This window comes from Streptomyces sp. NPDC093546 (genome assembly GCF_044765045.1).
In the GTDB taxonomy this organism is placed as follows: domain Bacteria; phylum Actinomycetota; class Actinomycetes; order Streptomycetales; family Streptomycetaceae; genus Streptomyces.
Window position 1 is genome coordinate 208,922 of record NZ_JBIWJG010000009.1, and the last position, 18,280, is coordinate 227,201.

Genomic DNA, 18,280 nt, shown 5'->3' on the forward strand with positions numbered 1-18,280 from the left:
CGCTTTCCGCGTGCGCCACGGGGATACCCCTGGCCAGGACACCGGAGACGGGGCTGGCATCAGTACGCCACTGCGGGAGGCTCAGCGGGGCAGCACCGTCATGGGGACGCGGTCGGGGTGGGCCATGGCGGACGCCGCCGCCTTGGGGGAGGGCTGCCCGGGCTGGGGGCGCAGCCGCCAGCGGCGGAGGACCGTCGCCAGGACAATGGTGGCCTCGGTCCAGGAGAAGGCGTCGCCGATGCACTTGCGGTTGCCGGCGCCGAATGGCACGAAGTCCTCGCGCCCGAGGGCGGCGCGGCGCTCGGGAAGCCACCGGTCCGGGTCGAAGCGGTCGGGTTCCTCGTACAGTTCGGGGTCGCGGTGCAGGGCATAGAGGCTGAACGCGACCTCAGCGCCGGCGGGGATGGTGAAGCCGCCGAGGTCCACCTCGGCGGTCGCGCGCCGCATCAGGAGCGTGACGCCGTACAGCCGGATGACCTCGTCGAGCACCCGCCGGATCGCGGCGAGCCGCGGGACGTCCTCCATGGTGACGGGCCGGTCGCCGACGACCTCCTCGATCTCGGCCACCAGTTGCCGCTCGACCTCCGGGTGCCGGGCCAGCTCGTGGAAGGCCCAGGAGAGCGTGGAGGCCGTGGTCTCGGTGCCGGCGAAGAGGATGGTCATGATCTGGTCCCGCACCTCCACGTCCGTGAGTGCCTCACCGGTGTCGGCGTCCCGCGCGGAGAGCAGGACCGAGAGGAGGTCCGGCCGGTCCAGCCGCCCGGACCGCCGCGTGCCGGCGATCACGTCGTCGATGACCTCGCGCATGCGTGCCGTGGCGGCGTCGAACTCGCGGTTGGGGCGGATCGGCAGCCGGTCCAGGAACCTCGGTGACGCGGCCCGTATCAGCATGTTCTTCAGGATGACGGGGAAGTTGCGGCGCACGGCCTCGACGGCGGGCCGCCCGAGGTCGGCCGAGAACATCGTCTCGGCGAGCGTCTCGATGGTGTATTCACTGATCGCCTCCTCCAGGGCGATCTCCTGCCCCGCCGTCCAGGAGTCGGCGAGGGCTTCGGCGCGGTTGCTCATGATCGCGGCGTAGCCGCCGAGGCGCTGCTGGTGGAACATCGGCTGCATCAGCCGCCGGTGGGTGCGGTGGGTGTCGCCGTTCGAGTTGGCCAGGCCGTTGCCGACGAGGGGACGCACCCGGTCGAAGAGACGGCCCTTCTCGAAGTACCGCGCCTGGGTGACCGTCACCTCCCTCACCAGGCGGGCGCTCGTGGCGACGTACACAGGCATGGTTCCGAGCTGGACCCGGACCAGCTCACCACTCCGGCGCAGCGAGGTGAGGAACCCCAGCGGGTCGCGCCACAGCTTCAGGGTGTGACCGATGAGGGGTACGGCCCCGGGGGCGCGCGGGACCGAACGCGCGGGGGCGGGAGCGGTGGCTGTCACCGGAGGATCCTTTGCTGGGGTCGGGGGGTCCGGGCCGGGAGCAGGCTCCACCACCAGGCGACCGAGGGGATGTCGAGAGGCTCGGTGCTGCGGTCGGTGGGTACGGAGGTGAACATCGACGGCATGTTCGCCGGGTCGTCCGGCGTGGTGTACCGCACCGAGCTGATGCCCCAGTCCTGGGAGCCCCGGATGAAGTGGGCCAGGCTGGCGAGGTATTGGCGAAGCTGCGGGCTGCCCTGGTCCGACAGGTACTCGGTCAGGCGCAGGTACAGGCACATCACCCGGTCGCGCTGGGCGATGGCGGTGGTCATGGCCTGCTCGGGGGTGAGCCCGTCGTGCTCCTCCAGCACCCGCAGGACGTTGAGGTAGTAGCCCGACCCCGCCTTCTCCTTGTGGTACGAGAAGATGTCGTTGTCCCAGGTGATGATGAACGACGCCATCTCGGCGGCGGCGCGCACGGCCGTACGGTCCCGCTCGTGAGGCTGGAGTTCATAGCCGTGCCCCATCTCCAGCAGGGGCAGGACGACGGAGGTGGCGCCGTCGTAGAGGCGCATGAGGGTGTAGTCGTTGAGGTCGGGCACGGTGCCCGCGCGGCGGTGGGACGCCTCCCAGACGACGGAGAAGAAGTACTCACGCAGTGCGTCCACCCAGCGGGCCGTCTGCCCGGAGGTGCCGTACCGGCTCACCCGCAGCCGCAGGTCGCGCAGCCCCGCCGCGAGCGGGTCGTCCTGGAGCATGGGGGCCTCGGGGTTCTGGGCGACACGCAGCAGGCGGTGGAGGAGGCCCGCCAGTTCGCCGGGTCGGTGGCCGAGTTCGCCCTCCTCGCAATGGCCGTCGTCCACGCCGAAGAGCCAGAGCACGAAGTCCGCGAGGAGGGAGACGACCTCCTCGCGGCCCTCGGGCAGGATCCGGGCGGAGAACGTGCCGATGTCCTGCCGGACGAGCCGGCCGCGCAACTCCTCGGACCCGATGCGAAACGTTTCTGCCCAGGCGGCCGTCTGCACATCGATCTGTGCGTGGCGCGGATGGATCGCCGGTGGGATGGGGGAGTAGATCGGCGGAACTATGAGCCCGGGGCCCACTACGGCCTCCCTCTTGTCAGGGGGTGACGTGTGAGGCCGGCGGCGCTGCCGGCCTCACACGTCTCGTTCACCCCAGAGTGATCAACTGTGGCGCATAGTAGTGACCGGATTTCGATCGTCCAATAGGACAATCACCCAGCTAATCGGCAGTTCTGACGTGTCATTGCTCTCGCCGGAAGATCGACTTCCACCACGGCATGCGTGTCGCACGATCCCGTTCCACCTGCCCGGCCGTGGCCGGTACGTCGACGGGTACGGCCTCGGGAAGCGGACCCGGCATCGTGGAGGCGAAGTCGGCGGGCTTCTTCGCGCCGGCTTCCAGGGCGGTACGCGGCGGCGTGAACCGCACGGGCAGCGCATCCAGGCGCTTGGACAGCCAGGCGGCGCGCCAGCGCAGCTCGGTCTCCGCCACGCTGAGGCTCACATCGGGCAGCCGCGCCAGCAGCGTGTCGATCCCGGTGTCCGCGATGGCACGGCCGATTTCCTGGCCCGGGCACTCGTGGGGGCCGCTGCAGAAGGAGACATGGCCCCGGTTGCCGTGCAGCGGGGCGTCGAGGTCCGGCCGGACCTGCGGGTCGACGTTTCCCGCCGCCAGCCCGAGCATGATCAGGTCGCCGGCCTTGATCTGCTTCCCGCCGAGGACCGTGTCCCCCGTGGCCCAGCGGCCCGGGATCGCCGACAGCGGCGGATCATCCCACAGCACCTGCTCCAGCGCGTTGGGCAGCGTCATATGACCGCCCGCCAGGTTCGCGCGGAAGCGGCGGTCGACCAGTACCAGCCGGAGCGTGTTGGCGATCAGGTTGACCGTCGTCTCGTTCGCGGCGACGAGGACGAGACGCAGGTGCTCGACGACCTCGTCGTCCGTCAGACCGGCCTCATGGCCGAGGAACCAGGACGCGAGGTCATGGCCAGGGTGCGCCTTCTTGCGCTCGGTCAGGGTTCGCAGCGTCGACACGACGAAGTCATTGCTGGCGAGGGCGGTTTCCGTGCCCTTCATCAGATCCAGCGCCGCGTCCACCAGACGCGGCCCGTACTCCTCGGGCATGCCGAGGAGCTGCGTCATCACCAGCATCGGCAGCTTCTCGGCGAAATCCGCGATCAGGTCGGCCTGTCCGGTCGCGGCGAAGGAGTCGACCAGCTGCTCGGTGTACCGGATGACATAGCGCCGGATACCCCGGCGGTCGAACTGCTCAAGGCTGTCCGTCACCGCCGACCGCAGCCGCTTGTGTTCCTCGCCGTCGACGAAGATGCAGTTCGGCTGCCATTCGACCATCGGGCGCAGCGGCGAGTCGGGGGCGACCCTCCCCTCCCGGAACTGGTTCCAGTGGCGTGAGTCGCGCGTGAAACGCGAAGGGGAGCGGGTGACTTCGAGGATCTCCCGGTGCCCCAGCACCAGCCAGGCCGGCAGGTCGCCGTGGAGCAGCACCGGCGCCACCGGGCCGTGCTCCTTGCGGAGCGCTTCGTACAGGGCTCCCGGGTCGGCTTCGGCGACCGGGCCGTACAGCCTGCGCAGCTGGTCGGGCGCCATGCCGTGCGCCGGGCAGCCCGGCGGCGGGGCCGGGAAGGAGCCGGTGGTGTCGGTGGCGGTGTGGGGCGTGGTCATGACGCCTCCTGTGTCGTGGCGAGGGTCTGGAGGTAGCGCATCAGCGTCATCAGGACGTCCTTGGCGGAGCCGCGCTCGCGCGCGTCGCACGGCAGGATCGGCACCGAGTACGGCAGGTCCAGCGCGGTGCGCAGCTCCTCCACCGGGTACGTCGGCGCGTCCGGGAAGGAGTTGACGGCCACCACGAACGGCACCCCGCGCTCCTCCAGCCGCCCGATCACGTCGAAGCTGACCTCCAGGCGGCGCGTGTCCACCAGCACCACCGCGCCCAGCGCGCCTTCGAACAGGCCGCGCCACAGGAACCAGAAGCGCTCCTGGCCCGGCGTGCCGAACAGGTAGAGCACCAGCTGGTCGTTGATGCTGATCCGGCCGAAGTCCATGGCGACCGTCGTCGACGTCTTGCCGTCGATCCCGGCGGTGTCGTCCACGCCCACCCCGGCCTGCGTCATCGTCTCCTCGGTCGTCAGCGGCCGGATCTCGCTGACCGAGCCGACCAGTGTCGTCTTGCCGACGCCGAAGCCGCCCACGATCACCACCTTCACGGCGGTGGTGGCCGTCGCGGGCAGCACGTCCTCGCTCCGCGGCCCGCGCGCGGGCGCGCCTGCCCGCTCGGGGCCGTACTGCTCAGAGCCGTACTGCTCAGAGCTTTTGAAGTCCATCGATCACTGCCTCAATCAACGCGCGGTCGGGGAGTCGGGCGGGTGGGACGGGGGCGCGGGCGACGACCCGGTTGTCGGCGACGAGATCGCCGAGCAGGACGGTGACGACACTGACCGGGAGGCCCAGGTACGCGGAGATCTCGGCGACCGACAGCGGCGCCTGGCACAGCTGGACGATCGCCGCGTGCTCCGGCTGCATCCCGGGCCGCACGCCGGACCTGGCCACGATCAGGGTGACCAGGTCGAGGGAGGCGGCGGCCGCCGAGGCTCCGCTGCGGCCGCCCGTGATGACGTACAGCCGCTCGGGGCTCGCCTCCTCCCAGTCCGCGCCGGTGGTGCCGCCCTCGCCGCCTCCGCCGCCCGCGTCGCTCACTCGGCGTCCCGGCGCGGCGGACTGCTCAGGTGCTCTCCGATCCGCAGTACGAGGTCGCGCATGCGCTGACCCATCAGCCCGGCGTCGACGCCCTCGTCGGCGAGCACGGCGAGGTACGCGCCGGTGCCCGCCGCCATCAGGTAGAAGAAGCCGCCGTTCATCTCGATGACGACCAGCCGCATCCGGCCGTCGCTGCCGGGCAGTTCGGTGGCGACCGCGCCGGCCAGCGACTGGAGCCCGGCGCAGGCGGCGGCCAGCCGGTCCGCCGTGTCGTCGTCCGTGCCGTACTGGGCCATGCGCAGACCGTCGGCGGAGAGCACGACCACGTGCCTGGTCTGCGGCACACCTTCCGCGAGGTCCTTGAGCATCCAGTCCATATTGGCCTGCTGCTTGATCATGGCTGAGTGTTCCCCTTGCTTGCGTCGGTGGGCTCCCCGGTCAGGCCGCTCTGGAACGCGGCCAGCCACATTCCGGGCTGCACCTGAGGTGAGGGCTCCTGGTCGGGAGCGGCGGTGGGCGTCGGCGTCGCCGACGCGGCGGGCGTGCCGGACGTGGCCGGTGCGGCGGGCTTCTTGCGGCGCCGCTGCGGCAGTCCGTTCGCGGTGCGCGCGGTCACGACCGGCGTGTGGTCGTCCGCGACCGGGCCGGTGGCGGCGGCCCGCGCGGCGGAACCGTAACCGGTGGCCGGACCGGTGGCGGGATCGGCGGCCGGGCCCGGGAGGGCGGGCGCCTCCGGCACCGTCGTCGGCGGGACGGACGCGGCGCCGATGCCGTGGGCGAGGCCGCTCGCCGAGGCCACGGTGGTGATCAGCTCCTGGGGCACCACCACGACGGCCCGGACACCGCCGTACGCGGACGGGCGCAGCGAGACCTGGAAGCCGTACGCCTGCGCCAGCCGGCCGACCACGGCGAGGCCGAGGCGCGGCGTCTCGCCGAGGTCGTTGACGTCGATGCCCTGCTGGGCCTGGCGCAGCATGCGCTCGGCGCGCTTGCGGGCCTCCTCGCTCATGGAGACGCCGCCGTCCTCGATCTCCACGGCGATGCCCGACTGCACCTCCACGGCGGTCAGGTGGACCTTGGTCTGCGGCGGCGAGTAGCGCGTGGCGTTGTCGAGGAGCTCGGCGAGCGCGTGGATCAGCGGCTCGACGGCCGGGCCGGTGACGGCGACCTCGGTGACGGAGTGCAGCTCGACGCGCTGGTAGTCCAGGATCCGGGACATGGCGCCGCGCAGCACGCTGTACAGCGGCACGGCCCGGCTCCACTGGCGGCCGGGGCGGGCGCCGCCGAGGACGGCGATGGAGTCGGCGAGCCGGCCGATCAGCGCGGTGCCGTGGTCGATGCGCAGCAGATCGCCGAAGACCTGGGGGTTGTTGCCGTGGCGGTCCTCCATCTGCCGGAGCTCCTGGGCCTGCTGGTGCACGATGGCCTGAACCCGGCGGGCGATGTTCACGAAGGCGCGCTGCGCGGACTCGCGCAGGTCCTCCTCGGCGACGACGGCGTCGACGACGACGCGTACGACCGCCTGGTGCTCCTCGGGCGCGGTGAGCGCGGCCAGCACGTCCTCGGGGAACTCGCCCCGACGCAGCCGCTCGACGGCGTCCGGCAGCAGGGTTCCGGCCAGGTGCGCGGTCTCGGCGTTGCGCCGCGCCAGGGCGGTGTCGCGGGCGGCGACGGTGCGCTCCAGCTGTTCGATCACCCGCCCGCGGCGGGCGGCCTCCGCGCCCATGGCGGCGAGCGCGAGGGCGGCGACGGCGCCGAAGACGCCGACCGGTACGCGCGCCGGGGCGGACACCAGAGCCACCGTGACACCTGCGGCGACGGCGGTCAGAGCGGCGGGCAGAAGCCACACGAAAGAGGCCGCGGACCGCGGGCTTCCACTTCCGGGCGACGATTCCTCACGGACCATCAGCACCCTCAAACCCATCGAACGAGAAAGATCATATGACGACGGGCGGGAGCATAACCCCTGGAAGTCAAGGGGATTGACGGCGGGTCACTCCTTTGGCGCGATCTGTACGCGGCGGCCCGCCTCGGTGCGCGGCCGGGGCCATAACCGGAGGAAGCGACTCCGCCCCTCTCGTCCGGGGATGGGCCGGCGATGGGCTGGGCGTGGGCCGGACGCGAGCGGACCCCGCCGCCGCGCTCGCCCTCACCGCCGTCGCGGCGAAGGAGGGCCGGAACGCCCGGCGCGGCGCCGGATGTCGTACCCCCGTTCGGGACCCCTACCTCTCGTAGGGCTCGAAGACGCCGAGCTGCTGCATCAGTCCGAGGTCGTCGATGTTCCACCAGCTCTCGGCGATCTTGCCCTCCTTGCAGCGGAACGTCGCGTGGCCGGTGCCCGAGACGTCCCGGTGGGTGGCCTCCACACCCCGGTACTCGCCGATGTGGCGGCCCGTGTAGGACATCCGCATGCACACCAGGTCACCCTCGGCGACCAGGCTGTCGATGGTGCAGGTCGGCGAGAACGCCTCCATGATCTCCCGGTTCTCCGCCTTCGCCTGCTCCAGGTCGACGTCGTACGACGACAGCGACGGATCGTGCTCCCGGTAGTCGGGGGAGCACAGCTCGTCCGCCGCTTCGGTGTTCCCGCGGTTGATGACCTCCTCGACGAACCGCTGCACCATGATCTTGTTGAGCTGCTGGTCCCCGAGCACGTCGAGGTCCGTGAACGACGGCTCGCCGTCGCAGAGCTCCATCAGCTGCTGGTAGATCCGGTTGGTCTCCGGCAGGTTCGAGTTCTTCATCGCCTCCTCGTACGAGGGGAATTCCACGATCTCGACGACGTGCGTGTCGTCGGAGCGGTCCCGCCCGACGATCGAATGGGTGGCCGTCCGCTTACCCTCCGTCGCCTGGATCCACTGGTCCATCAAGCCGCGTAGTTCATCGACCCTGTCCGTCTTGAGGTCGATGACCTGGACGAATGACATGGTCCCTCCTGCCGCTCGGAACACTCGGGCATCTTCAGAATATGTCTGATATGCGGCAGATGTTCGGTCGAGTCGGCGGTCCGCCGGGAATCGGATCCTCCGCTCCCGCTGAACGCGACGGCTCCGCCGTCCGTACCCAGGGGCGGACGCGTCCCCCCGGTAGCCGGCCGGCATCCGGAGTCCGAACGATCCGCAGGAGCCACTGAGTTGACCCACAGGCGCATCACCAAGAGAAAAGCCGTCGTCGCAGGAGCCGCCGCCACCGGCGTCATCGCCGCGGCGATCCTGCTGCCCAACGCCAATGCCTCCCAGTCCGGACCCGGCTCCGAGACGGTCGTCCCGCAGAAGATGACCGCCGCCTCCGCCGCACGCCTCGCGAAGAAGCTGGGCGACCAGCTCGGCAACGCCTACGGCGGGGCGTACTACGACGCCGGGAAGCAGCAGCTCATCATCAACGTCGTCGGCGACGACAACGACATCGACGTCCAGGTGGCCCGGGCGGGCGCGGTCCCCCGCGAGGTGCGCAACAGCACCGCCGCGCTGACGTCCGCCGCGCGCACCCTGACCAGCCGGGCCACCATCCCCGGCACCGCCTGGGCCGTCGACCCCCGTACCAACCAGGTCCTCGTCACGGCCGACCGCACCGTCACCGGCGACCGGTGGGACCGGCTGGAGACGACCGTGAAGTCGCTCGGCGACGGCGTCGCCCGCATCCAGAAGTCCAAGGGCGAGTTCAAGCCCTTCGCCGACGGCGGCGACGCCATCTTCGGCGGCGGCGCCCGCTGTTCGCTCGGCTTCAACGTCACCACGCAGCAGGGGCAGCGCGGCTTCCTGACGGCAGGGCACTGCGGGGTCGCGGCCGAGCGGTGGACGGACGAGAACGGCGCGCAGCTCGGCACCGTCCAGGCCGCCACCTTCCCCGGCGAGGGCGACTTCGCCCTGGTCACGTACGACGACCCCGGCGCGGACGCCCCGGACGTCGTCGACGTGGGCGGCGGGCAGAAGGTGCCCATCCGGGGCGCGGCCGAGGCGGCCGTCGGCCAGCAGGTGTTCCGCATGGGCAGCACCACCGGCCTGCGGGACGGGCAGGTCACGGGCCTGAACGCGACGGTGAACTATCCGGAGGGAACGGTCACCGGTCTCATCCAGACCACCGTCTGTGCCGAACCGGGCGACAGCGGCGGCGCGCTGTTCACCCGCGACGGCGCCGCCATCGGCCTCACCTCGGGCGGCAGCGGGAACTGCGACGTCGGCGGGGAGACGTTCTTCCAGCCCGTCACGACCGCGCTGGCCGCGGTCGGCGCCCGCCTTCCGTGAGACGCGGCGCCCGTGCCCGTACGGTCAGGGCGGTGACAGCCGCAGCCCTACGGGCACGGCGGCCGTGGCGGCCGCGGCTGCTCCCGGCAGCCGCAGCCCGCCCCGGCCCGGGGTGAGGGAGCCCAGCACGCTCGCGTGCCGGGCGCCGGTGCACGCCGGTACGGTGCCGGGCAGCCCGTGGGCGGTCAGGAATCCGAGAACCGCGAAGGCGTACGCCTCCTTGGCCGCCGACGGCAGCCCCAGCGCGTCCGAGCCGCGCACCGGGACACCGTCGAGGGCGGCGCGGAGCCGGGCCATCAGGACCGGGTTGCGGGTGCCGCCGCCCGAGGCGACGACCTCCGTCGCCCCCGCCGACCGCACCGCGTCCGCCACCGTTCGGGCGGTCAGCTCGGTGACGGTGGCCAGCAGGTCCTGCGGCCGGAGGGAGCCCCGCCCGTCCAGGGCGGCCAGCAGGTACGGCAGGTGGAACAGCTCCTTGCCGGTCGTCTTGGGCGGCTGCGCCGCGTAGTACGGATCCGTCAGCAGCCGCCGCAGCAGCTCCGCGTCGACGGCGCCCCGGGCCGCCAGGGCGCCGTCCTCGTCGTACCGGAGCCGCCCCCCGGTGACGTGGTGCGCGGCCGCGTCGATCAGCGCGTTGCCGGGGCCCGTGTCGAAGGCGAGGGGAGCGCCGGGACCGGCGGCCACCGTGAGGTTGGCGATGCCGCCGAGGTTGAGCGCGACCGGCACGCCCGGGCGGCCGCGCAGCCACATCACGTCCACGAGGCTCACCAGAGGCGCGCCCTGGCCGCCCGCGGCGACGTCCCGGGTGCGCAGGCCCGAGACCACCGGGAGGCCGGTCGCCTCGGCGATCCAGGCCGGTTCGCCGAGCTGCAGCGTGCCGCGTACCCGGCCGTCCTCGACCCAGTGGTGCACGGTCTGGCCGTGTGAGACGACCAGGTCGGCACGGCCGCCGCACAGCTCGCGGCAGGCCCGCACGGCGAGGGCGGCGAAGGCCTGCCCGATGCGCGTGTCCAGCGCGCAGACGTCCTTCATGGTCGTCGCCGCGGGGGGCAGCGCTGCGGCCAGGGCGGCCCGCAGCTCCTCCTCGTACCCGGCGCTCACCAGGCCCAGTGGGCGCAGGACGAGGGTGTCCCCGTCGAGCGCCAGATCGGCGGCGGCCGCGTCGACCGCGTCGTACGACGTGCCCGACATCATCCCGATGACCCGCATGGCGCTGCTCCCGTCCGTCCAGTCGTCAGTCGCGCAGGGCGCGGCGGTGGTCGTCGCCGCGCAGGGTGGCCAGGGCGAGGGCGCTCACGGCGCAGGTGGCGGCCACGTAGTACGCGGGGATGTCGATGTCGCCGGTCCGTTCGACGGCCTCGGTGATGAGCAGGCCGGCGCAGCCGGAGAACACCGCGTTGGAGAGCGCGTACGCCAGCCCCAGGCCGGTGTAGCGGACGCGCGTCGGGAACATCTCGGCCAGCATCGCCGGGCCCGGGCCCGCCATCAGGCCGACCACCGCGCCCGCCGCGACCACGGCGAGGCCCTTGGCTGCCGTCGGGGCGGCGGGGTCCTGCAGAAGGTCCAGCAGCGGGAAGGAGAGCAGCACGGCGAGGACGGCACCGGCCACCATGACGGTCCGCCTCCCCACCCGGTCGCTCAGCGCGCCCGCCGGGAGGATGGCGGCCGCGAAGCCCAGGTTGGCGAGGACGGTGGCGGTCAGGGCCTGCTGGAACGTGGCGTTCAGCGTGGTCTGGAGGTACGACGGCAGGACGACCAGGAAGGTGTAGCCGGCCGCCGACCAGCCCATGAGGCGTCCGGCGCCCAGCGCGACCGCCCGGACCGCCTCGCGCGCGGGAGCGACCGGCGGACCGACCGGTGAGGCGTCCGGTGAGGCGTGCGCACCACGCCGCTCGCCGCGGAACGACGGGGTCTCCTCCAGCCGGAGTCGTAGCCACAGCGCCGCAAGGCCCATCGGCAACGTCAGCAGGAACGGCAGCCGCCAGCCCCACGCGTGAAGCTGCCCCGACGACAGGAGGGTCGCCAGCAGGGCGGCCACGCCCGCGCCGCCGAGCAGGCCGAGCGCCACCGTGAACGACTGCCACGCCCCGTACAGGCCCCGCCGGCCGGGCGGCGCGAACTCCGTCATCACGGAGACGGCGCCACCGAACTCGCCCCCGGCGGACAGCCCCTGCACGACGCGCAGGAGGGTGAGCAGCCACGGCGCCGCCGCGCCCAGCGTCGCGTACGTCGGCAGCAGGCCGATCAGCGTGGTCGCGCCGGTCATCAGCAGCACGGCGAGGACGAGGGCCGGGCGCCGCCCGGCGCGGTCGCCGAAACGGCCGAAGAGCGCCGCGCCGAGCGGGCGGAAGAAGAAGGCGAGGGCGAAGGACGCGTACGTCCGGACGAGCGCCTCCGCGCCCCCTTCGCCGCCCGGGCTGAAGAAGTGGGCGGCGATGATCGTGGCGAAGTAGCCGTAGACCCCGAACTCGTACCACTCGATGAAGTTCCCCACCGAGCCCGCCACCAGCGCTCTGCGCGAGCGCGGCGGCGGTGCGGTGACCGTCCCGGTCGCTTCGGTTACCCCAGTCGCCTGCCTCTTCATGACTGTTCGTTACATCACCGCGGCGGACCGCTGTCAACGACGTCAGCGGGGCGGTGCGGCGAACCGGTCGAGCAGCGCGTCCAGCCCCGCCGCGAGCCCCTCCTCGCCCGCCCGCTCCGCGAGGGCGGGCGCCGCGGCGCGCAGGCGGGGCAGCTCGTCGGCGGGCATGCGGTGCAGCCCGAACCGGATCGCCGGCTCGGGCTCGTCGGGGGTGTCCACCACGGCGGTCAGCTCCACGAGGACGTACCCCAGCACCCAGGCCGTCACGGCCCGGTACGCCAGCGGCGCCCGGTCCTCCGCGACCCCGGAGCGGGCGAGCAGTACGAGGACGCGCTCGTGGGCGCGCAGCACCGCCCGGGGGCGGCGGGACAGCGGCACCGCCAGCATGCGGGTGGCCAGCAGCGGCACGACCTGCGGATGGCGCAGCGAGAGCCGGTGGATGCCGAGCGCGGTGCGGTGGAGCTCGGCGCGCCCGTCCGCCTCCGCGTCCGGGTCCGCGCCGGCGGGACCCAGGGGCCCGAGCGCGTCGAGGAGCTCCGCGAAGAACGCCTCGACCAAGCCGTCGAGCAGGCCGTCCTTGCCGGCGGCGTACCGGTAGAGGGCCATCGCCTCGACCCCCAGCTCGGCGGCGAGCCGCCGCATGCTGAGCGCGGACAGGCCCTCGCGGTCGACCAGCGCGAGGGCGGTGGCGAGAACGAGCTCCCGGCTCAACCGCCCGCGACGGCGCCGCCCCGGTCCTGCCTGCTGGGGCATGCCATGCCTCCGGGGGTTCCCTTGACCCTCCCGACATACAGCGGCAAAGTGTCCATATACGTCGTAAATATAGCCTGTATGGGCGTACGCAGGTCCTGTGGAGGCGAGAGAAGACCAGCGGCAGGTCACCGTGGAGACGATCACACGCCACACACGCCACAAGAAGGGGCTCACGCCCATCGGACGTACGAGCCGCCGTGTGCACCGCCTGATGGTCTGCTACATCCTGTTCGTGATCCCGCCCACCGTCGTGTATCTGGCCGTACCCTCCCGGCACACCAGCATGTGGGCGCTGGTCGGCCTCGCCGGCGTCGCGGCGATGCTCATCGGGATCCGCATCCACCGCCCCGCCCAGCGGTGGCCGTGGCTGCTGCTCGCCGCCGCGAACCTCACCTTCACCGCCGGCGACACCACGTACAACATCCTCGAGGGCGTGTACGGGCAGACGAACCCCTTCCCGTCGCTCGCCGACGTCTTCTACCTGTCCACCTATCCGCTCTTCGCCGCGGGCATCTTCGGCTTCATCCGCGCCCGTTGGCGGGGCCGCGACCTCGCCAGCCTGCTCGACGCGCTGATCCTCACGTCCGGGCTCGCCCTGCTGTCCTGGGTGCACCTGATCAACCCGCTCACCGTGGCCGAGAGCGAGACCTGGGCGCAGCGCGCGGCGGCGATCGCGTACCCCCTCGGTGACGTGCTCATCCTGGCCATGGTGGTCCGGCTGCTCACCCTCGGCGGCACGCGCGAGCGGTCCGTGCAGCTGCTCGCCCTCGGCACGGTCGGGATCCTCACCTCCGACGTGCTGTACGGGCTGCTCCAGCTCCAGGGAACCTGGCAGGTCGGCACCGTCATGGACCTCGGCTGGGTGGTCTTCTTCACCGCCTGGGGCCTCGCCGCCCTGCACCCGTCGATGGTGCGGCTGACCGAACGGGTGCCGCAGCCCGGGCCCGGTATCGCCAAGCGGCGCCTGGCCGTCCTGGCCGGGGCCTCGCTCATCGCGCCCGCCGTGCTGCTGTCGGAGGCCCTGCTCGGCAGCGTGCGGGACGCCGCCATCATCGCCGTGTTCTCCGGCGTCATGTTCCTGCTGGTCATGGCCCGGCTGTGGGAGCTGGTCTCGGAGCACCGCAGGGCCGTCACCCGGGAGCGCAGCCTCCGCCTGGCCGCCGCCTCGCTCGTCGGGGCCGTCACCCCGCAGGACGTCGCCGAGTGCGTCGAGGGCGCCGCGGACGCGCTGTTCGGCGAGGTCACCCACCACCGGTCGGTCCTCCTCGTCGTGGACGCCGACGGCAATCTGCGGCCCGTGTCCACCCCGGAGCACCGGTGGGTGTGGGAGCTCGCCCCGGAGCCGGCGTCGGCGCCCGTGCCCGGCCCGGGCCCCGACCCCACGACGGCCCCCGGCCCTCCGCCCGACGACGACCACGACCGCCACGACGACCACGACCTCCGCCACGACGGCGGCCGCCGCGTCCCGGCCCCCCTCACCGGCGGCACTCGCCTCCTCGACACCGCCGAGCTCGGCCCCGACGCCGCCGCCGCGCTCGCGCCCTCCACACGAGCGATGCTCTGCCCGCTCGCCCTCCAGTCGCCCGACTCCCTCGAACCGGCGATGGGCGCCCTGCTGGTCGCGGGCTCCGCCCGAGAGCTCGACCAGCTCGCCGTGTCCGTCGAGTCCCTCGCCTCGCAGGCCGCCCTCGCCCTCGAACGCGTCGGATTCAGCGAGGAGATCAACCGCCGCAGGAGCGAGGCCTACTTCCGCACCCTCGTCCACAACGCCTCCGACGTCATCCTGATCCTCGACGACGACGGCACCGTCCGGTACGCCAGCCCCTCGGCCCAGGTCATGTTCGGCACCCTCGTCGGCGCCACCCCGCTGATGCGGCTCGTCGACCCCCGGGACCACGAACGCGCCCTGCGCGCCCTCGCCCGCGTACGCGACGAGGACTCCCGGGACGCCCACGACGACTGGCGCGTCCTGCGCGCCGACGGCGAACGGCTCGACGTCGAGGTCCGCTGCAGCAACCTCCGCCACGAGCAGACCGTGCACGGCATCGTGCTGACCCTGCGGGACGTCACCGAGCAGCGCCAGCTGGAGCGGGAGCTCACCCACCGAGCCTTCCACGACTCGCTGACCGGCCTGCCCAACCGGGTCCTGCTGCTGGAGCGCATCGAGCGCGCCCTGCTGCGCGGCCGCCGCGACGCCGGCCTCACCGGCATCCTCTTCGTCGACCTCGACGACTTCAAGGTCGTCAACGACATGATGGGCCACTCCGTCGGCGACGAACTCCTCGTCGCGGTCGCCCGCCGGCTCACCGGCGCGCTGCGGCTCAGCGACACCGCCGCCCGGCTCGGCGGCGACGAGTTCGCCGTCCTCATGGAGGGCGCCAAGGCCCCGGAGGACGCCGACCGGCTCGCCGCCCACATCGTCCAGACCCTCGGCCGGCCGTTCCGCCTCACCAGCGGCTCCACCAGCGTCTCGGCCTCCGTCGGGGTGGCCACCGCCGCGGACGGCGAGGAGGCCGAGGAGCTCCTCGGCCACGCCGACCTCGCGCTGTACGCCGCCAAGACCGCCGGCAAGCGCCAGTCGCGCCGCTACCGCCCCGACCTGCACGCCGGCATGGTGGAGCGCCACGAACTCCAGGAGGGCCTGGACCGGGCCATCACGGAGGAGGCGTTCACGCTGCGCTACCAGCCCATCCTGGAGCTGGTCAGCGGCGAGGTCACCGGCTTCGAGGCGCTGATCCGCTGGCCGCACAGCCACCGCGGGCTCGTCCCGCCCGACCAGTTCATCACCCTCGCCGAGGAGACCGGCCACATCACGGCGCTCGGCGCCTGGGTCCTCCAGCGGGCCGCCGGCGACATCGCCCGCTGGCAGCGGGCCCGGCCCCGGACCGACCCCCTCTACCTCAACGTCAACGTCTCCGCCCGCCAGTTCCTCGACCCCTCCTTCGTCGACGACGTACGCCGCGTCCTCGACACCTCCGGCCTGGCGCGTGGTTCCCTCGTCCTGGAGATCACCGAATCCGTCCTGATGCGCAGCGACGAGCACATCAGCACCGCCCTGCGCACCCTCAAGGAGCTCGGCGTCTCCATCGCGATCGACGACTTCGGCACCGGCTTCTCCTCGCTCAGCTATTTGCGGGAGTTCCCCATCGACGTCCTGAAGGTCGACAAGTCGTTCATCGACGACATCGTCACCGACGGCCAGCAGGTCGCTCTCGTCGAAGGCATCGTCCGCATCGCCGACGTCCTCGGCCTCCAGGTCATCGCCGAGGGCATCGAGAACCCCCGCCAGCGCGACCTGCTCGCCGCCATGGGCTGCCGCCACGGCCAGGGATACCTCTTCGCCCGGCCCATGGCGGCCGACGACGCCGAGCAGTACCTCCTCGTGCCCCAAAATCCGTCCAGGCAGCGCAAGGGACTCACCCCCGCGGGCCGCGGCCCCGCCGGCGCACAGCTGACCCGCTCCGCCATCCGCGCCGAGCAGCGCATCGGCGACCTCGGCCGCCTCCAGAAGACCAGCAGGATGTGCGACGCCGTCATCGACGAGGTCCACGGGCGCCGCATCCGCGTCGGCGACCACTGGCTCGTCGACTTCGCCTCCTGCAACTACCTCGGGTTCGACTTCGACCCCGAGATCATGGACACCATCGCCCCCTTCGTACGCCGCTGGGGCACCCACCCCAGCTGGTCCCGGCTCATCGGCAACCCCCGCCTCTACACCGACATCGAGGAGCGGCTCACCGATCTCCTGCGCGCCCCGGACACCCTCCTCCTGCCGACCATCACCCTCATCCACGGCTCGGTGATCCCGGCGCTCGCGGACGGCGGACTGGTCTGCGTCGAGGCCCGCGCCCACCGCACCATGTACGACGGCTGCGTCGTCGCCCGCGGCCAGGGCGCCTCGGTGCAGCGCTTCCACGCCGAGCAGCCCGAGGAGCTCGACCGGCTGCTCGCCACCGCCCCGCCCGGCGTACAGCGCCTCGTCTGCCTCGACGGCGTCAACAGCATGACCGGCAGCCTCCCCGACCTGACCGCCCTCGCCCGCGTCTGCCGCTCCCACGACGCCCTGCTGTACGTCGACGACGCCCACGGCTTCGGCGTCATCGGCGAACGCACCCCGCACGACACGTCCCCGTACGGCTCCCTGGGCAACAGCATCGTGCGCCACCTCGGCGAGAGCTACGAGGGCATCGTGATGGTGGGCGGCCTGTCGAAGGCGTACTCCTCGCTGCTGGCGTTCGTCACCGCCCCGCCCGACCTGAAGGCCCATCTGAAGGTCGCCGCCGGGCCCTACCTGTACTCCGGCCCCTCGCCGGTCGCGTCCCTCGCGACCGCCCTCGCGGGCCTCGACGTCAACGAGCGGCGCGGCGACGCCATCCGCGCCGACCTGTACCGCAAGACGCACCGCGTCCTCGACCACATCCGCGCCATCGGCGTCGCCACGCCCAGCACCGACGGCCTGCCCATCATCGAGGTCCCGCTCGCCGACAGCTGGGACCTCGACGCCGTCGGCGACTTCCTGTGGGAGCACGGCATCTACGTCACGCTCGCCGCCTATCCGCTCGTCCCGCGCAGCCAGGTCGGCTTCCGCGTCCAGATGACCGCCCTCAACACCGACGAGCAGATCGACCAGCTCAACGCCACGCTCACCGAGCTCGCCGACCGCTTCCCGCTCAGGCAGGCAGGCGCCCGCGCCGAGCCGGACGGCGTCCTGGGCGGGTGGCGGGCGTGAGGCCGGCACCCGGGGAGGGCGTACCCGGGGAGGGCGCCCCCGACCCGCGGTTCGACGACGGGCAGGTGCCCCACTACCGGGGGCCCGGGCCCCGGCACAACCGCGAAGCGGACTGGGACCGGTGGCCCGTCTCCGCGTACCTCACCGAGAACTACCGGCGGATGCACAGCTCCGACGCGACGGTCCTGCGCCACCACTGCGCCTTCTACCGGCGCCTGCCGGCCGACGGTGTCGGCCGCTCCCTGGAGTTCGGCGCCGGGCCCAACCTGTACCCGCTGATGCCGGCCGCCGCGGTCGTCCGCCTCATCGACGCGCTGGAGCCCGGCGCCGGCAACGTCGCCTACCTGGCCGGGCAGCTGGAGCACCCCGACGCGAGCTGGCAGACCTTCTACGCGCTGTGCCGCGCCCTCGACCCCAGGCTCCCCACCACGCTCACCGAGGCCCTGTCCCGGGTCCGTGTCCTGCACGCCGACGCGACGGCCGTGCCCGAGGGCGCCTACGACCTGGCGTCGATGAACTTCGTCGCCGAGAGCGTCACCGAGGACGCCGACGAGTTCGCCGAACTGTGCGGCATGTTCATCCGCTCCGTACGGCCCGGGGGACACCTGGTCGCCGCCTTCATGGAGAACATGCCGAGCTATCAGATCGGCGGCGGCCTGGTCTGGCCGGCCTTCCCCGTCGACACCCAGACCGTCCGGCGGGCCTTCGCCCCGCACACCGCGCACCTGCTGGTCACCCGGGTCGACAAGGACCCGACCCTGCCCGACTACGGCGACACGGGCATGGTGCTGCTCCAAGCGGTACGCGCCGACTAGCGCG

General features: G+C 72.6%; 14 protein-coding genes. 3 read left to right on the top strand and 11 right to left on the bottom strand.

Annotation, left to right across the window (positions count from 1 at the left end; translation table 11 throughout):
- Positions 1-81: 81 nt before the first annotated feature.
- From ACIRNI_RS21265 to ACIRNI_RS21300, 8 genes are all read right to left on the bottom strand, one after another.
- On the bottom strand, positions 82-1,434 hold the full coding sequence (locus tag ACIRNI_RS21265) for a cytochrome P450 (protein ID WP_403553171.1): 1,353 nt from the start codon (positions 1,432-1,434) through the stop codon (positions 82-84).
- Positions 1,431-2,516, bottom strand: coding sequence for a selina-4(15),7(11)-diene synthase (locus ACIRNI_RS21270; protein WP_403553173.1), 1,086 nt, complete (start codon positions 2,514-2,516; stop codon positions 1,431-1,433). The genes ACIRNI_RS21265 and ACIRNI_RS21270 overlap by 4 nt, the downstream gene beginning before the upstream one ends.
- 160 nt (positions 2,517-2,676) lie before the next feature.
- Complete coding sequence (locus tag ACIRNI_RS21275; protein WP_403553175.1) at positions 2,677-4,119, bottom strand: cytochrome P450; 1,443 nt, start codon at positions 4,117-4,119, stop codon at positions 2,677-2,679.
- Positions 4,116-4,778, bottom strand: coding sequence for a GTP-binding protein (locus ACIRNI_RS21280; RefSeq protein ID WP_403553177.1), 663 nt, complete (start codon positions 4,776-4,778; stop codon positions 4,116-4,118). The genes ACIRNI_RS21275 and ACIRNI_RS21280 overlap by 4 nt, the downstream gene beginning before the upstream one ends.
- Positions 4,759-5,151, bottom strand: coding sequence for a DUF742 domain-containing protein (locus ACIRNI_RS21285; protein WP_403553179.1), 393 nt, complete (start codon positions 5,149-5,151; stop codon positions 4,759-4,761). Before ACIRNI_RS21285 ends, ACIRNI_RS21280 begins: the two co-directional genes overlap by 20 nt.
- Positions 5,148-5,549: a roadblock/LC7 domain-containing protein gene (locus ACIRNI_RS21290; protein WP_355366355.1), complete on the bottom strand. Its 402-nt coding sequence runs from the start codon at positions 5,547-5,549 to the stop codon at positions 5,148-5,150. Before ACIRNI_RS21290 ends, ACIRNI_RS21285 begins: the two co-directional genes overlap by 4 nt.
- Entirely contained in the window at positions 5,546-7,057 is a 1,512-nt protein-coding gene (locus tag ACIRNI_RS21295) for an ATP-binding protein (protein WP_403553181.1), read from the bottom strand. Before ACIRNI_RS21295 ends, ACIRNI_RS21290 begins: the two co-directional genes overlap by 4 nt.
- A gap of 316 nt (positions 7,058-7,373) precedes the next feature.
- Entirely contained in the window at positions 7,374-8,078 is a 705-nt protein-coding gene (locus ACIRNI_RS21300) for an ester cyclase (RefSeq protein ID WP_403553183.1), read from the bottom strand.
- A 207-nt stretch (positions 8,079-8,285) separates the two neighbouring features.
- Here ACIRNI_RS21300 and ACIRNI_RS21305 point away from each other — a divergent pair, with 207 nt between their 5' ends.
- Positions 8,286-9,395, top strand: a complete 1,110-nt coding sequence (locus ACIRNI_RS21305; RefSeq protein ID WP_403553185.1) for a S1 family peptidase — start codon at positions 8,286-8,288, stop codon at positions 9,393-9,395.
- A 24-nt stretch (positions 9,396-9,419) separates the two neighbouring features.
- On the opposite strand, the gene ACIRNI_RS21310 is transcribed toward ACIRNI_RS21305, so the two are convergent.
- From ACIRNI_RS21310 to ACIRNI_RS21320, 3 genes are read right to left on the bottom strand one after another with little or no spacing between them, the layout of a single operon-like run.
- Positions 9,420-10,604 (bottom strand): anhydro-N-acetylmuramic acid kinase, encoded by a 1,185-nt coding sequence (locus ACIRNI_RS21310; protein ID WP_403553187.1) that lies wholly within the window; start codon positions 10,602-10,604, stop codon positions 9,420-9,422.
- Between the two features lie 25 nt (positions 10,605-10,629).
- The gene (locus ACIRNI_RS21315) at positions 10,630-11,979 is read right to left on the bottom strand and encodes an MFS transporter (RefSeq protein ID WP_403553189.1); all 1,350 of its coding nucleotides are present in this window, start codon (positions 11,977-11,979) and stop codon (positions 10,630-10,632) included.
- 42 nt (positions 11,980-12,021) lie between these two features.
- Positions 12,022-12,732 carry a TetR/AcrR family transcriptional regulator gene (locus tag ACIRNI_RS21320; protein ID WP_403553191.1) on the bottom strand — a complete coding sequence of 237 codons (711 nt, stop codon included), beginning with the start codon at positions 12,730-12,732 and terminating at the stop codon, positions 12,022-12,024.
- Between the two features lie 97 nt (positions 12,733-12,829).
- Between ACIRNI_RS21320 and ACIRNI_RS21325 the strand changes: the two genes are divergently transcribed.
- Positions 12,830-17,461: an aminotransferase class I/II-fold pyridoxal phosphate-dependent enzyme gene (locus ACIRNI_RS21325; protein ID WP_403553193.1), complete on the top strand. Its 4,632-nt coding sequence runs from the start codon at positions 12,830-12,832 to the stop codon at positions 17,459-17,461.
- Positions 17,458-18,276, top strand: coding sequence for a class I SAM-dependent methyltransferase (locus tag ACIRNI_RS21330; protein ID WP_403553195.1), 819 nt, complete (start codon positions 17,458-17,460; stop codon positions 18,274-18,276). The genes ACIRNI_RS21325 and ACIRNI_RS21330 overlap by 4 nt, the downstream gene beginning before the upstream one ends.
- The last annotated feature ends 4 nt before the right edge of the window (positions 18,277-18,280 follow it).